General features: G+C 54.8%; 14 protein-coding genes and 1 pseudogene. 13 read left to right on the forward strand and 2 right to left on the reverse strand.

Annotated features, from left to right (window positions below; all coding sequences use genetic code 11):
• The first annotated feature begins 22 nt into the window (after nt 1-22).
• The 3 genes and pseudogenes from ACTJJ1_RS03635 (at nt 23) to ACTJJ1_RS03645 (ending at nt 2,906) form a co-directional block, all read left to right on the forward strand.
• Nucleotides 23-325 (forward strand): STAS domain-containing protein, encoded by a 303-nt coding sequence (locus ACTJJ1_RS03635; RefSeq protein WP_440832405.1) that lies wholly within the window; start codon nt 23-25, stop codon nt 323-325.
• Between the two features lie 79 nt (nt 326-404).
• Nucleotides 405-608 (forward strand): annotated as a pseudogene (locus ACTJJ1_RS03640) (rhizopine-binding protein); the annotation flags it as partial.
• A gap of 195 nt (nt 609-803) precedes the next feature.
• Nucleotides 804-2,906 (forward strand): right-handed parallel beta-helix repeat-containing protein, encoded by a 2,103-nt coding sequence (locus ACTJJ1_RS03645; protein WP_440832406.1) that lies wholly within the window; start codon nt 804-806, stop codon nt 2,904-2,906.
• 55 nt (nt 2,907-2,961) lie between these two features.
• Here ACTJJ1_RS03645 and ACTJJ1_RS03650 read toward each other — a convergent pair whose 3' ends face one another.
• Entirely contained in the window at nt 2,962-3,777 is an 816-nt protein-coding gene (locus ACTJJ1_RS03650; RefSeq protein WP_006324766.1) for a MetQ/NlpA family lipoprotein, read from the reverse strand.
• Nucleotides 3,778-4,052: 275 nt separating this feature from the next.
• On the opposite strand from ACTJJ1_RS03650, the gene ACTJJ1_RS03655 reads away from it, so the two are divergent.
• The 9 genes from ACTJJ1_RS03655 (at nt 4,053) to ACTJJ1_RS03695 (ending at nt 10,875) form a co-directional block, all read left to right on the forward strand.
• The gene (locus ACTJJ1_RS03655) at nt 4,053-4,583 is read left to right on the forward strand and encodes a hypothetical protein (protein ID WP_004943172.1); all 531 of its coding nucleotides are present in this window, start codon (nt 4,053-4,055) and stop codon (nt 4,581-4,583) included.
• A gap of 145 nt (nt 4,584-4,728) precedes the next feature.
• On the forward strand, nt 4,729-5,154 hold the full coding sequence (locus ACTJJ1_RS03660) for a universal stress protein (RefSeq protein WP_197927529.1): 426 nt from the start codon (nt 4,729-4,731) through the stop codon (nt 5,152-5,154).
• Nucleotides 5,155-5,550: 396 nt separating this feature from the next.
• Nucleotides 5,551-6,669, forward strand: coding sequence for a PfkB family carbohydrate kinase (locus ACTJJ1_RS03665; protein WP_440832409.1), 1,119 nt, complete (start codon nt 5,551-5,553; stop codon nt 6,667-6,669).
• Complete coding sequence (locus ACTJJ1_RS03670) at nt 6,666-7,604, forward strand: pseudouridine-5'-phosphate glycosidase (protein WP_440832411.1); 939 nt, start codon at nt 6,666-6,668, stop codon at nt 7,602-7,604. The genes ACTJJ1_RS03665 and ACTJJ1_RS03670 overlap by 4 nt, the downstream gene beginning before the upstream one ends.
• Nucleotides 7,605-7,788: 184 nt before the next feature.
• Nucleotides 7,789-9,060: a NupC/NupG family nucleoside CNT transporter gene (locus tag ACTJJ1_RS03675; protein ID WP_006324770.1), complete on the forward strand. Its 1,272-nt coding sequence runs from the start codon at nt 7,789-7,791 to the stop codon at nt 9,058-9,060.
• Nucleotides 9,057-9,530, forward strand: a complete 474-nt coding sequence (locus tag ACTJJ1_RS03680) for a DUF1097 domain-containing protein (protein WP_325986352.1) — start codon at nt 9,057-9,059, stop codon at nt 9,528-9,530. The genes ACTJJ1_RS03675 and ACTJJ1_RS03680 overlap by 4 nt, the downstream gene beginning before the upstream one ends.
• Nucleotides 9,531-9,583: 53 nt before the next feature.
• Nucleotides 9,584-9,898, forward strand: coding sequence for an ArsR/SmtB family transcription factor (locus ACTJJ1_RS03685; RefSeq protein WP_440832414.1), 315 nt, complete (start codon nt 9,584-9,586; stop codon nt 9,896-9,898).
• A complete protein-coding gene (locus tag ACTJJ1_RS03690) occupies nt 9,895-10,239 on the forward strand; it encodes an SRPBCC family protein (RefSeq protein WP_004943189.1) in 345 nt (114 codons plus the stop codon). Before ACTJJ1_RS03685 ends, ACTJJ1_RS03690 begins: the two co-directional genes overlap by 4 nt.
• Nucleotides 10,240-10,281: 42 nt before the next feature.
• Nucleotides 10,282-10,875 carry an ATP-dependent Clp protease proteolytic subunit gene (locus ACTJJ1_RS03695; protein WP_073439723.1) on the forward strand — a complete coding sequence of 198 codons (594 nt, stop codon included), beginning with the start codon at nt 10,282-10,284 and terminating at the stop codon, nt 10,873-10,875.
• Between the two features lie 124 nt (nt 10,876-10,999).
• Here the strand turns inward: ACTJJ1_RS03695 and ychF are convergent, their stop codons facing one another.
• A complete protein-coding gene (gene ychF / locus ACTJJ1_RS03700; RefSeq protein ID WP_004943196.1) occupies nt 11,000-12,091 on the reverse strand; it encodes a redox-regulated ATPase YchF in 1,092 nt (363 codons plus the stop codon).
• Nucleotides 12,092-12,424: 333 nt separating this feature from the next.
• Here ychF and ACTJJ1_RS03705 point away from each other — a divergent pair, with 333 nt between their 5' ends.
• Complete coding sequence (locus tag ACTJJ1_RS03705; RefSeq protein ID WP_440832417.1) at nt 12,425-13,954, forward strand: SulP family inorganic anion transporter; 1,530 nt, start codon at nt 12,425-12,427, stop codon at nt 13,952-13,954.
• Nucleotides 13,955-13,985 lie beyond the last annotated feature (31 nt).

The following is a 13,985-nucleotide window of genomic DNA, read 5'->3' on the forward strand; positions in this document are numbered from 1 at the left end:
ACATTTTTATGAAGGATAAAACATGAATATATTGAAGTTTCATGAAGAAGATAGCGTCATATTAGCTCTGAATGGGGAGCTTAACGCCAATACGGCACTTGAGTTGGAAAAAATGGTTAACAATCTCCCAAGCCTTTTTAATACTCTTGTTTTAGATTGCAAGGGATTGTATTACCTGTCCAGTTCTGGGCTTAAGGTTATTTTGAAAGTACGAAAAGAGCTTGCCAAGCAAGACGCAAACTTAACGCTTAGACAGGTGCGTGATAATATAATGGAAATCTTGAGTGTTGCTGGTTTTTCAAGTGTTTTGACTTCGGGTAATTAAACTGATTATTGATCGCAATGATGCTGGTTTTATTGTCCGCCAATCACCGCCTCCAAGGGGCGGTGATTGGCGGCAGCACATCGACGCCACGCCGGACAGCCTGAAGGCGCTGTCTTCCGGCAAGATGCAGGTGACGGTATTCCAGGACGCCGTTGGTCAGGGCAAAGCCTCGGTCGACGTAGCGCAGCGGATGATCAAAGGCGAAAAGCTGGAGCCGTATTATTGGATCCCGTTTGAACTGGTGACGCCGGCCACTATGCAAAAGTTCGTGACGAAGCAGTGACGGCGTAGCCATTCAAAGCCTGTTTCTGTTTCCTTGGCGGGGCGCTGCATATTGCGCCTGTCGTGATTTTATCCTCAACCTCGGGAGCTGCTTGCAGCTCCTTTTTTGTTGTGTCATCGGTGGGTAGATTTCGCTGATAACTGTATTTATATACAGTTATTGGGTGGCAATAGTGCCACCGCGAGGAGACACATCATGACCGACACTTGTATCGATATTATTGCGTTGGGCCAACAAACGGCCCCCACCGGATCGCTGATGAAAGTTGCTGCTTTCAAAGCGGGTCTGCTAGGCAAACAAATCCGTGGCACTTTGGGTGGCGGTACCTTTGTCGCTGTTCCTGCCGCCGGCATTACGCCTGACGGTTGCATTTATGTGGCGCAACCGGCCAGCTCACCTTACTGCTGGATGCGGGTACTGGACGCCGACTCGGTGTTGAATCCGGAAATGTTCGGTGCCGTGGGTGATGGCCTCAACAATGATTATCCCGCATTGAAGCAGCTGTTCAGTTATGCCAACAGCGTCGCTTCTGCACAATCGCCGCAGAAGATGGTGCTGGGAGGACATTACCGTCTGGCGGATGTGGTTGAACCGAATCAGACAACGCCGTTTGAACCCTTGGACGCGCCGGGTTTCACCACGATTGGCGGCGGCGGAAAACTCTATCTGGACAACAATAAAACTACGTTGACCATGGTGCAGTTTGTCAATAAAACCGACTTTACGTTTGGCGATCTGACGCTGACCCGCAATGGCAGCGATCCGACTCGTTTGTGGTCGAAACAGGCCACTGCGTTGTTTGTTGACGGTGGCCAACGCTTCCGTTTGCACGACCTTGATCTGTTTATGCATACCGATGCGATCAGCATCAGACAGTCGGAAAGCTTCGAGGTGGTCAGCAATAAATGCCATGAATTGGGTGAAGAGGGCATTGCGGTGCGCGGTAGCCGCCGGTGGGTGCTGCGCGACAATGAAATCTACCACCATAACGGTGACGGTATTTTACTGAAGACCTCTTCGACCAGCAGTTTTGACGGCAAGATCCTCAATAACCGCCTGTACGATGCGATTGGCGCACCCGATACTGCACAGGGGCATCGCGGCGGGGGCATTACTCTCAATGACGAAAATGGCGGCTCTACCACTTTCTTCCGCAATTTGCTGGTGCAGGGCAACTCGCTGACCAACCTTTCCTACGGTATCGCCTTCACCAATATTGAAGACTGGGAGGTGGCGGATAACTTTGTCGATACCCTCGATCGCTTCGGTATCATCGTGGACAGCGAATTGAGCAATAATCCACAGAAAAACCCGATCAAACGCAGCAAGTGCGTGGGTAATACCGTGCGCAATACGGTACAGAACGGTATCAGCTTCACCACGCTGAATGAGATTCTCGTGCAATACGCGCTGATCGCCGATAATCAGGTGGATACCTGCGGTACCAGCCCGACGGCGGAATACCCCGGCATCTCCGCCACGGGTGCCACCATTACCGGCAACCGTGTACTGAACTGCAAGATTGGCCTTTCAGCCAGCGGCTGCGTCACCAGCGGCAATTTCTTTGAAGGCTCTACCTTCACCAGTGCCGGTTCCGGCAGCAATTATATCAAGCTGGCCGCGGGGGGCAGCTTTGTCGGCAATCGGGTAACGGACAGCAATCAGGGTCACATCCGCCTGTCCGATCCCGGCAGCTTTGTGTTCGCCGATAATATTGTGCAGCTCAGTTCTTCCTTTGCCGGGCTGTATCTGATCGGCAGTGACTACGGCCCTAACACCGTCATTGGCAAAAACGTGTTTGATACCGCTTTTACGGCAGTAACCAAGTTCCAGATTGGCATCACCAGTATCCGCCGGATACAGATGGACGCGTCCGCTTACGGCCGCAGGGAGTTTCGTTACGACAGCCAACCGCCAACGGGTATTGATGTGCGGGTGGGCGATGAGGTTTATAACTTCAATGCGGTGCAGGGGCAGCCGCGCAAGTTCAGTTGCGTATCTGTGGGGGAAGATCCGGTGTGGGTAGGTGGCGATTTTGTCGATCTGCTCGTCTCGTCCTTGCCTCAGGATGTGACGCTGGCACCGGGGGCAAGCCTGGATATCGATGCGCAACTGGCGGCGGTGCAGCCCACGTTTGTCGCTAACGGAGTGAAGTTTAACCAGAGTCCGAAAAAAGTGAAAAGTACGGTTTGTGTCAGTGAGGCGGGTACGGTGACCTTCACGCTGACCAACCCGACGTCCAGTGCGGTAACGCTGCCGGGGCTGAAGCTAACTACGCGGTGTAATAACGGTAACTGATACGAAGGGCGCTGCTAATGCAGCGCCCTGGTTGGCACTGGCGTTATAAAGGGCGTTACCAGCCCTTCACCGCGTCGCCCTTGTAGATGTCGGCTGCGCTGGCGGCCACTTCATCGGTCTGGTAGGCCTTGACCAAATCCTTTACGTTTTCGTTGTCTTTGTTATCGATGCGGGTGGCGAAGATATTGACGTAAGGCGAGTTTTTATCTTCGACAAACAGACCGTCCCTGGCCGGTGACAGGCCGATCTGGCTGGCGTAGTTGGTATTGATAATCGCCAGCGCTACCTGTTTATCGTCCAGCGCGCGCGGCAACTGTGGCGCTTCGATCTCGACGATTTTCAATTTCTTCGGATTACCGACGATGTCCAACGCGGTGGGCAGCAAGCCGACGCCGTCTTTCAGAACGATCAGACCCTGTTTTTGCAACAGCAGCAGCGAGCGGCCGAGGTTGGTGGGATCGTTCGGCACGGCGATCTGCGCGCCGTCCGGCAGTTGGCTGAGCGAGGTGATTTTTTTCGAATAACCGGCTATCGGGTAAACGAAGGTGTTGCCCACCGCGACCAGCTTGTAGCCGCGTTCCTGAATTTGCTTGTCCAGGTAAGGCCGGTGCTGGAAGGCATTAATATCCAGATCGCCGTTGTTCAATGCCTCGTTGGGCAGTACGTAGTCATTGAACGTCACCACTTCCACATCCAGGTTGTACTTCTGTTTGGCGACCTTCTGTACCACTGCCCACATCGATTGATCGATGCCGGAGCTGATGCCGACCTTAATATGATGGCTGTCTTGATCCGCTGGCCCGCAGGCGGTGAGCAGCAGGGTGCCGGCTACCGCCAAGGTTGCGGCGAGTTTTTTTAGCGTAAATGTCATTTTCCCAGAGTCCTTTTCAAAATAGCCTGCTGGTTATTGCAGGATAAGCAGTGACGATGACTCTAAGTAAACGTCAGGATAAAACAAAAGACGGATTCACTATGATTAATAGCGATTTGCTATGAGCAAGCTCAGGCGTCGCCGATCGTGAAATAACGGGAATCGGATTGCTCTGTTTGTGCCTCTGTTCTCCGGTTTGTTTTGACTGCGGATCCACCGGGTTATTATGATGTTCGCAGGCCCGGCAGGGGTAGAATTCACGAAAGGAAAATACAATGCGATTTAACATCTGGAGCAAGGCGCTGCTGCCGTTGGTGGTGTTGGCCTGCGTATCGACGGCGCAGGTGCAGGCGGCGGATCAGAGCCAGCAGGCGGCAGTTGAGCCCATCCCCAAAACATTGTTGGGTAACTGGCATGTCAGCAAAATTTTGCCGACGCAAACCGTGGGCTGCTGGGACGAACAGCAGGCAAAAAACCTGGTCGGCGGCAAAATCAGTTATAAGGCCGATGGCTTCAACTGGAACGGCACCGCATTGAAAAATCAGGGAGCGACCCTCAGCACGGTTGAGGCGCAGGAGTTTGTCGAGGACAATTCCGGCAGCAGTTCCTACATTGACTTCCCGATGCTGGGCATCAGCACGCCTTCGGTTGAGCGGGTGACAATCCAGCACGCCGACACCGAGATTAAAGGCATTACCGATCAAGGCACCGAAGGCGTACCCGGCGACAACGTGCTGGTGAAAGACGCCAACACGCTGATTTTGTCGGTTTGCAATGTGTGGTTTGAAGTGCAGCGCGTGCGCTGATCCCCTCAGGCCCCGGCAGCGGGGCCATTCCCGCCAATATCCCCGTCCGATCGCTGCGTTTCTGAACTAAAATTAACCATAACGATATCGCCCTGATGGGATATCGGAGCCTCGGCTCTCTACCGAGTCAATGACAGGAGGCGCTATGTGTTATCAACATATTTTAATTACCACAGATCTGAGCGATGACGGCAAACGGCTGGTTGAAAAAGGCGCGTTGCTGGCTGCTGCGCTGAAGGCCAAACTCTCCCTGATCTACGTGGACGTTCATTACGATACCTATCACGCGGCGATTGGCTTTTCGGAGAGAAGCTACGACGGCGTGTCTTTCGCCGACAAGATCAAGAAAGAGATGGAACCGATGACCCAAAATGTGAATTACCCGATCCACGAGGTGATTATCGGGCGCGGGGATTTTATTGAACAATTGCAGAACGCGATAGTGGATAAAGGGATAGATCTGGCGATCTTCGGCCATCATCACGACCTGTGGAACAACCTGTTTTCATCGACCCGCCATGCCATCAATCAGCTGAACGTTGACGTGCTGGTGATCCCGATTAAACAGTAACGCATCAACAAACCGCGCCGCTGCGCGGTTTGTCGCCTTCAGGCTTCCAAACCCCTCAAGATAAACGCGCGAAAGGTCTCTTTCTGCCGGCAAGCGGAACAGAGGGCGTTCGTCTCAAAAACGACAAAAATCAGGTAACCCAACAAAAGTTAGCTTTTGAGAGGAATGCGGTTACCCGTTTGTTTTTACGAGATTATTGTAAGAATAAAATGCTTCATCATGCCTAATGGTTATTTTTGACTGCGTTTAGCGGCAATCGCAGATTTTATGATGTGACGCAGATCACAAAAAGCGCTCTGAAACCTTATACATCGGTATTACGATCGCCTTCCCAAATCCGATGGGAATATATAAAAGCCGCTTTACTGGGTGTTAAGCCCGTTATAAAACAAACGCATGTTTAAAAACAAACAAGTGTCCAATATGACCAGCAGAGAAAAACAGATATTGCAGCTTCTGAGACGCGATCCTTTGATCCCACAGCAGGAAATTGCCGATGTTTTAGGTATTAGCCGCTCTGGTGTTGCAGGACATATTATGAATTTAATGAATAAAGGATATATAAAAGGAAAGGGCTACATATTATCGGAACACAGCTACGTGGTTACCGTAGGTTCAACCAATATGGATGTCTGCGGTTATTCCTCGTCAAAATTAGTGTATGAAGACTCTAACCCCGGAAAAATAAAATGTACTCCCGGTGGCGTCGGCAGAAATATTGCGCAGAATGTCGCTTTGCTAGGCCGTGAATGCCACCTTATTTCCGTCGTCGGCGACGATTTTTATGGTGAAACGCTCTTGGAGCAGGCAAAGCTGGCGGGGGTGCATATCGGCAGCTTCCACAAGCTGCATGGTGAAAATACGTCGACCTATATCTCGTTGCTCGATGCCGGCGGTGAACTGTTGGTGGCCATTAATGATATGCGGATCCTGGAGAAGCTGACGCCGGCATTATTAGCGACGTCCAAAGACCTTATTCAGCATGCGGGCGTGTTGGTGGCTGACTGCAACCTCACCGAGGAGGCTCTGGCCTGGTTATTCGGCCATTGCGGCAACGTACCGATCTTTGTCGATACCGTCTCGGCGTTTAAAGCGCCAAAAATCCGCAGTTGGCTCTCGCATATTCATACCTTAAAACCGAATCGCCTCGAGGCCGAAATCCTCAGCGGCATGACGATTAGCGGGCCGCAGGATGCGCAACCGGTTGCCCACTGGTTCCATCAGCAGGGCGTACAGCGGCTGGCGCTCAGCATGGGGGCTGAAGGCGTTTATTACAGCGAGATTGACGGGCAAAACGGCTGGTCACGGCCGCTGATGGTCGACGTGGTTAATGTGACCGGTGCCGGCGATGCCATGATGGCGGGGCTGGCCCACTGTTGGCTGGAGGACATGACGCTGGCGGACAGCATCCGCTTCGCCCAAGGCTGCTCTGCGTTAACGCTTTTATCTGAATTTACCAATAACCCTAATCTGTCGAATGGCAGTGTCCAAAAACTGTTGGAGCTTCAATCATGAAAACGACCCTTATCACCCATGACTACCTGGATATTTCAGCGGAAGTGGCCGAAGCCCTGGCCAATAAGCGCCCGGTTGTCGCTCTGGAATCCACCATTATCTCCCATGGCATGCCGTATCCGCAGAACGCGCAAACCGCGTTGGAGGTTGAGCAAAAAATCCGCGATAACGGCGCAGTACCCGCCACTATCGCCATTATAAATGGCCGCATGAAAGCGGGATTAACGCGTGCTGAAATTGAGCTGCTGGGCAAAGAAGGCCATAACGTGGCGAAGGTGAGCCGCCGAGATCTGCCGTTTATCGTCGCCGCCGGCAAGCACGGCGCCACGACCGTGGCCTCTACCATGATTATCGCCGAGATGGCGGGGATCCACGTATTTGCCACCGGCGGTATCGGCGGGGTTCACCGCGGTGCCGAACAGACCTTTGATATCTCCGCGGATCTGCAGGAACTGGCGCGAACCAATGTCGCGGTGATCTGCGCCGGCGCCAAGTCTATTTTGGATTTAGGGCTGACTACCGAATATCTCGAGACGCACGGCGTGCCGCTGATTGGCTACCGGACGCAAACGCTGCCGGCATTCTTTTGCCGCACCAGCCCTTTCTCGGTGAGCATCCGGTTGGATGAACCTGCGGAAATCGCGCGAGCAATGGCGACCAAATGGCAGACTGGCCTGGGCGGCGGCATGGTTATCGCCAACCCTATTCCGGCGCAGTATGCGGTGCCGGAAGACAAAATTAATGCCGCCATTGAGCAGGCGGTGCAAGAATCCGTTGAGCAGGGCGTACATGGCAAAGACAGCACGCCATTTTTACTGGCGCGCGTAGCCGAGTTGACCGGCGGCGATAGCCTGAATGCCAATATTCAATTGGTGTTCAATAACGCCAAACTGGCGGCGCAGATCGCCTGCTGCTACCAGCAGACTGCGGCATAAGAGTTCGCCGTTTCTTAAGTTTTATCCGGTAAAAAATCAATAAAAAAGCCAGCCTGAAAGGTGGCGGGGCACGCTTTGTCTCGCACGCCTTTCAGGTATCGACCTATCTATATCCTTTGACGTTCAAGTTGCCGCCAATAACGCTGCAGCTTGAATGATAAGGGGGTAAATTAAGGATGGATTTATGGACTTATTACGCAGCTTATTGGGTATCTGTATTCTTCTCCTTATCGCTTTTGTTTTTTCCAACAACCGAAAGAAAATAAGTTTAAGAACGGTGGGTGCGGCGTTATTTCTGCAGATAGTGCTTGGCGCCATTATGCTTTATATCCCGGCGGGGAAATGGCTGGTTAATGCGATAGCCGGCGGCGTCAATAAAGTGATCTCTTATAGCGATGCAGGCAGTACTTTTATTTTTGGCGGATTGGTGGGGCCAAAAATGAACGTTTTATTTGATGGCGCCGGGTTTGTTTTCGCCTTTCATGTGCTTCCTGCCATCATATTCATTACCTCGCTGATCTCGATTCTCTATTACCTCGGCGTGATGGGGTGGGTGATCAACCTATTGGGCTATGTTTTTCAGAAAATGCTGCGGGTCAGCAAGGTGGAGGCTTTTGCCGCCGTAACCACCATCTTTCTGGGGCAAAACGAACTGCCGGCGGTGTTAAAGCCTTTCATCAACAAGATGAACCGCAACGAGCTATTCACGGTAATTTGCAGCGGAATGGCATCGATAGCCGGTTCGATGTTGGTCGGCTATGCCGGGCTGGGCGTACCCATTGAATATTTGCTGGCGGCTTCGCTGATGGCGATCCCCGGCGGGATATTGTTTGCGCGCATGCTGAGCCCGGCCACCGAGGCTTCGCAGGTGGCGTTTAGCCAGATGTCGTTCAGTGACAAACGCCCGGCGAGCATTATTGAAGCGGCGGCGAGCGGTGCCATGCTGGGGCTGAAAATTGCGATCGGCGTTGCCACAGTGGTGATGGCGTTTGTGGCGTTGATTGCCCTGATCAATGGCCTTATCGGCGGCGTGGGCGGTTTGTTGGGTTGGCAGAGCCTGAGCCTGGAAAGCCTGTTCGGCTATCTGTTCTCGCCGCTGGCTTACATTATGGGCGTGAACTGGGATAACTCGGGATTGGTCGGCGGGTTGATTGGCCAAAAATTGGCGATCAACGAGTTCGTCGCTTACCTGAACTTCTCGGCGCACCTCAAGGGGACGGCGGCAGCGCTGGATCCCAAAACCATCGCCGTGATTTCCTTTGCCCTGTGCGGGTTCGCCAACTTTGGTTCGATCGCCGTAGTGGTGGGGGCATTCAGCGCCGTTGCGCCGGAGCGCGCTTCGGATATCGCCCGTTTAGGGATGCGCGCCTTGCTGGCGGCGACGCTGTCCAACCTGATGAGCGCCACCATCGCCGGGTTGTTCATCGGCCTGGGCGCGTTGACGATAGCGTCATGACCAATACCAGACTCTTGCTCTGCCTGGCGCTAAGCACCGGGGTTTTATCAGGTTGCTGGGCCTGGCTGGCCGGGCAACTTCAGCTTGCGGGCTGGATAGGCTTTTTAGGCTGCACTACCTATTTCGCCATCCCGCATAAAGGCCCGGCCGGTTTGCTGCGTGGCATGGCGGCCAACATCAGCGGTGTGCTATGGGCTGCCGGCGCCATCCTGCTCACGGCCTCGGCGGGCGCAGTGTACGGCGGCATTCTGACCGGCCTGATTTCGTTTGCCCTGTGCGCGCAATCCCGCTTGCCGCTGCTGGGTTTTGTGCCTGGCAGTTTTATAGGCGCTTGCGCCATGTTTGGGGCGTCGGCCGACGGGCTGGCGGTGATTGAAGCGTTATGCCTGGGCGGCGTGATGGGGTATTTGATGCAAGCGGGCGGCCTGTGGCTGGCAAACTTTCGACGGCCTTCGAAGGCGCGTCGATAAGAATTTCGTGCCGTAAACTTGCGCATTAGATAAGTGAGCACTAATGTGTAGTCATGAATGAAAATGAGATCTTCAAAGCGCTGGCGGATCCCACCCGTCGCGCCATCTTCGAAAAGCTGGCGATTGGCAGCATGAATGCCAGTGCGCTGCGCGAAGGCATGCAAATCAGCCAATCGGCCATGTCCCAACACCTGGCGGTGCTGCGCCATGCCGGGCTGGTGTGCGAAGAGCGGCAGGGGCGTTTCGTCAATTACGAAGTCGATCCCCATGGCCTGGCGCTGCTCGCCCGTTGGCTGGATAAGTACCGTGCCTTCTGGCCTGCGCAGATAGACAAGTTGAACATTTTGCTCAAGGACATGGACCAATGAACGACATCGGCAGCGAAACACGGGGCGAGCCTTTGGTTCTCGAATACCGGCTCGACGCACCGCCGGAGAAAGTCTGGCGGGCGCTCGGCATCCCTGAGTTGCGTGAACAATGGTTGCCGCAACAGGTATTGGCCGATGCCGAGCCGGTCGTTTCGATACCGGGTGAAGAAATCCGCTATCGGATGCGCGATGACGAACCGCCATTCCTCGAAAGCACGGTGACGTTGCAAATCCGGCCTGGCGCCGATGGCGGCAGCCTGTTGCGCATTATCCATCTATTGGACGACGCACGCCTGACGGCGGCCAACGACAGCGGCCAACCCCTTATGTGCGCCGCCTGACCCCTTCATTCATCAACTGTATCTGCAAAACGGAGTTCACCTATGCGTGAAGCGATGTTGCTCGTCCCGACGGTGGTAGAACAATCCAGCCAGGGGGAAAGATCCTTTGATATTTACTCGCGGTTGTTGCGCGATCGCATCATCTTTCTGAATGGCGAAGTCAACGACGCCATCGCCGAACTGGTCTGTGCTCAGTTGCTGTTTCTCGAGGCGGAGAACCCGGAAAAACCTATTCACCTCTACATCAACTCACCCGGCGGCGCCATTACCAGCGGCTTCGCCATTTATGACACCATGCGATTCATCAATGCGCAGGTGCATACGCTGTGCATGGGAACCGCCCGCTCGATGGGGTCGTTTCTGCTGATGGCGGGGGAGCCGGGCCACCGTGCGGCATTACCCAATGCCAGCCTGCATGTTCATCAGCCGTTGGGTGGCTTTCAGGGCCAGGCATCGGATATTTTTATTCATGCAGAAGAGATGCGGCGCACCAAGGACCTGGTGATCCGGCTGTATGCCGAACATTGCGGCCACAGCGCTGAAGAGGTTGAACAGGTGCTGGATCGCGACCGCTTTATGACGGCCGACGAGGCGGTAGAGTGGGGGCTGGTGGATCGGGTGCTGGTGCGGCGGTAGGGGATAAAGCCGCGTGGCTGCGCGGCTTTGGGAGGAGCGGATGTTCCACGAGAATTTTGAGCAATCATTAAAACAAAAATCCACGCAATTGCGTGGATTTTTGAGTTCGCAGCGAAGCTGAAACTTAGACGTTAAACAAGAAGTTCATCACGTCGCCATCTTTCACGACGTAGTCTTTGCCTTCCGAACGCATCTTGCCGGCTTCTTTGGCGCCTTGCTCACCCTTGTAGGTGATGAAGTCTTCGTACGCGATGGTTTGCGCGCGGATAAAGCCTTTCTCGAAGTCGGTGTGGATCTTGCCGGCCGCTTGTGGGGCGGTAGCGCCCACCGGGATGGTCCAGGCGCGTACTTCTTTTACGCCGGCGGTGAAGTAGGTTTGCAGGTTCAGCAGCTCGTAACCGGCGCGGATCACGCGGTTCAGGCCCGGCTCTTCCAGGCCCAGCTCGGCCATGAACTCGGCGCGGTCTTCGTCTTCCAGCTCGGCGATGTCGGATTCCACGGCGGCGCACACGGCAACCACTACGGACCCTTCGGCTGCGGCGATTTCACGCACTTTGTCCAGGTACGGGTTGTTCTCGTAACCGTCTTCGTTGACGTTGGCGATGTACATGGTCGGTTTCAGCGTCAGGAAGCTCAAGTAGCGGATAGCCGCTTTATCTTCTTCGGTCAGATCCAACGCGCGCAACATACCGGCGTTTTCCAACTGCGGCAGGCATTTTTCCAGCGCCGCCAGTTCGGCTTTCGCGTCTTTATCGCCGCCTTTGGCTTTCTTCTGCACACGGTGAATGGCGCGTTCGCAGGTGTCGAGATCCGACAGCGCCAGCTCGGTGTTGATGACTTCGATATCGTCAGCCGGATCAACCTTGTTGTTCACATGGATGATGTTGTCGTTCTCGAAGCAGCGCACCACGTGGCCGATAGCTTCGGTTTCACGGATGTTGGTCAGGAACTGGTTGCCCAGGCCTTCGCCTTTGGATGCGCCCTTGACCAGGCCGGCGATGTCGACGAATTCCATGGTGGTTGGCAGGATGCGCTGAGGCTTGACGATCTCGGCCAGCTTGTCCAGACGCGGATCGGGCATCGGCACCACACCGGTATTAGGTTCAATGGTACAGAACGGGAAGTTGGCTGCTTCGATACCCGCTTTGGTCAACGCGTTGAACAGGGTGGATTTGCCTACGTTAGGCAGGCCGACGATACCGCATTTGAATCCCATGTTGTTATCACCTTAAATATCTTAACTATCAGCTTGTTAGGGTTAACCCGCTGCATAAATGGCAAAATAATGCCGCCATTATACACGTAATGGGCGTTTTTCTCGATCTGGCTGTATAGGGTAGGAAAATGCGGCGGTGAGGCCAGTTTGCATTGAGATTTGGATCACATTTACACATACTGCGCTTCTGATTCACCTACAGGAAACGCGCCGGATGTCCTTCTTGCCCAGTCCACCCTGAGTTGCCTCTCTCTGCCGCGGTTTGCCGCGCCATGCGGCCCTGGTTCCCGTTCTGCGGGGATGTATTTTTTATTTGTCAGAAGTGAAAAACTCATGTTTAACCTGAGCAATATCAGGCTGTCGGACGTCAAGAACGATGTCCTGGCGGGCTTTGTGGTGGCGGTATCGATGATCCCGGAGGCGGTCGGCTTTTCGCTGGTCGCCGGGCTTTCCCCGATCGTCGGGCTGCACACCGCTTTTATTATCGGCCTGGTGACGGCGCTGTTCGGCGGCAAGCCGGGTATGGTGTCGGGTGCTGCCGGTTCGATCGTGGTGGTACTGATGAGCCTCGCGGCGCAGCACGGCATGGGATACGTGCTGTGGGCGACGATTTTCGCGGGCGCTATCCAAATCCTGATCGGCGTGTTCCGGTTGGGCAAATTTATTCGGCTGGTGCCGCTGCCCGCCATTCACGGCTTTGTTAACGGCCTGGCGATTGTCATCATGCTGGCGCAACTGCATATGATTGCCGGGCAGGGGCCGCTGATGTACGGGCTGGTGGCGCTGGCGATCCTGGTGGTGGTGTTCTTCCCCCGGCTGACGCGCGTGATCCCGGCTTCGCTGGCGGCGCTGATCGTGGTTTCCGCATTGGCGATCGGGTTCAATCTGCATACGCTGCGGGTCGGCGATCTGGCGGATATTTCCGGTGCCTTGCCGCATTTCAGCTTGCCGATGGCGCCGTTCAGCCTGGAAATGCTGAAAGTGGTGCTGCCGTATGCGTTGGTGATCGCCCTGGTCGGCCTGATTGAATCGCTGTTGACCATGACGGTGCTCGACGAAATGGGCGGCAAGAAGGGCAACGGCAACCGCGAGAGCATCGCTCAGGGTGCAGGCAACACGATTTGCGGCCTGTTTGGCTGTTTTGCCGGCTGCGCGATGATTGGGCAGTCGATCATCAACTTCACCTCCGGCGGCCGCGGGCGTATTTCCGGCGTAGTGGGTGCATTGCTATTAATCTTGTTTGTGGTCAGCCTGTCGGGCTATATCGGCCTGCTGCCGGTGGCGGCGCTGGCCGGGGTCATGCTGGTGGTGTGTTACAACACCTTTGAATGGAGTTCTCTGCGCCGGCTGCGCCGCATGCCGAAGATGGACGCGCTGGTAATGCTGCTGGTGACTCTGATTACCATCTTTACCGATCTGGCGGTGGCGGTAATCAGCGGGGTGATTATCTCGGCGCTGGTATTTGCCTGGCAGCAGGCGCGCATCCGCGTTCGTCAGCGCCAGGTGGAGGGTGATGTGGCGGTGTATCAACTCGACGGTCCGCTGTTCTTTGGTTCCACGGCGGCGTTTGCCGACCTGTTTGAACCGAAAAACGATCCGGAAAACGTGGTGCTGGATTTTGCCGGCACCCGGGTGATGGATTCCAGTGGGGTGGAGGCGATCGACAAGCTGACGGCGCGTTATCTGGCTGCGGGGAAATCCATCCGCCTGCGCCATCTGAGCGTCGATTGCGTGCGGCTGCTGAAACGGGCCGGCCCGTTTTGCAGCCATGAGCTGGATGACCCGCAATATTATGTGGCAGAAGAAGGGTATCAGACCGATGACAGTAACGTCGGCGAAGAAACCTTTAAGGTGCGGACGTAACGCCGCTAGCAGCGGGCGGTATGCCCGCTGC

Origin of the sequence: Serratia sp. 22264, assembly GCF_052045345.1 — a bacterium.
Taxonomy (GTDB): Bacteria; Pseudomonadota; Gammaproteobacteria; order Enterobacterales; family Enterobacteriaceae; genus Serratia; species Serratia plymuthica.

Bases quoted from the DNA above. Each gene is read 5' to 3' on its own strand.
- ACTJJ1_RS03675 (WP_006324770.1), top strand. From the start codon at position 7,789: ATGGACTTATTACGCAGCTTATTGGGTATCTGTATTCTTCTCCTTATC.
- ACTJJ1_RS03690 (WP_004943189.1), top strand. From the start codon at position 9,895: ATGAACGACATCGGCAGCGAAACACGGGGCGAGCCTTTGGTTCTCGAA.
- ACTJJ1_RS03685 (WP_440832414.1), top strand. From the start codon at position 9,584: ATGAATGAAAATGAGATCTTCAAAGCGCTGGCGGATCCCACCCGTCGC.
- ACTJJ1_RS03660 (WP_197927529.1), top strand. From the start codon at position 4,729: ATGTGTTATCAACATATTTTAATTACCACAGATCTGAGCGATGACGGC.
- ACTJJ1_RS03635 (WP_440832405.1), top strand. From the start codon at position 23: ATGAATATATTGAAGTTTCATGAAGAAGATAGCGTCATATTAGCTCTG.
- ACTJJ1_RS03645 (WP_440832406.1), top strand. From the start codon at position 804: ATGACCGACACTTGTATCGATATTATTGCGTTGGGCCAACAAACGGCC.
- ACTJJ1_RS03680 (WP_325986352.1), top strand. From the start codon at position 9,057: ATGACCAATACCAGACTCTTGCTCTGCCTGGCGCTAAGCACCGGGGTT.
- ACTJJ1_RS03665 (WP_440832409.1), top strand. From the start codon at position 5,551: ATGTTTAAAAACAAACAAGTGTCCAATATGACCAGCAGAGAAAAACAG.
- ACTJJ1_RS03650 (WP_006324766.1), bottom strand. From the start codon at position 3,777: ATGACATTTACGCTAAAAAAACTCGCCGCAACCTTGGCGGTAGCCGGC.
- ychF (WP_004943196.1), bottom strand. From the start codon at position 12,091: ATGGGATTCAAATGCGGTATCGTCGGCCTGCCTAACGTAGGCAAATCC.
- ACTJJ1_RS03695 (WP_073439723.1), top strand. From the start codon at position 10,282: ATGCGTGAAGCGATGTTGCTCGTCCCGACGGTGGTAGAACAATCCAGC.
- ACTJJ1_RS03705 (WP_440832417.1), top strand. From the start codon at position 12,425: ATGTTTAACCTGAGCAATATCAGGCTGTCGGACGTCAAGAACGATGTC.
- ACTJJ1_RS03670 (WP_440832411.1), top strand. From the start codon at position 6,666: ATGAAAACGACCCTTATCACCCATGACTACCTGGATATTTCAGCGGAA.
- ACTJJ1_RS03655 (WP_004943172.1), top strand. From the start codon at position 4,053: ATGCGATTTAACATCTGGAGCAAGGCGCTGCTGCCGTTGGTGGTGTTG.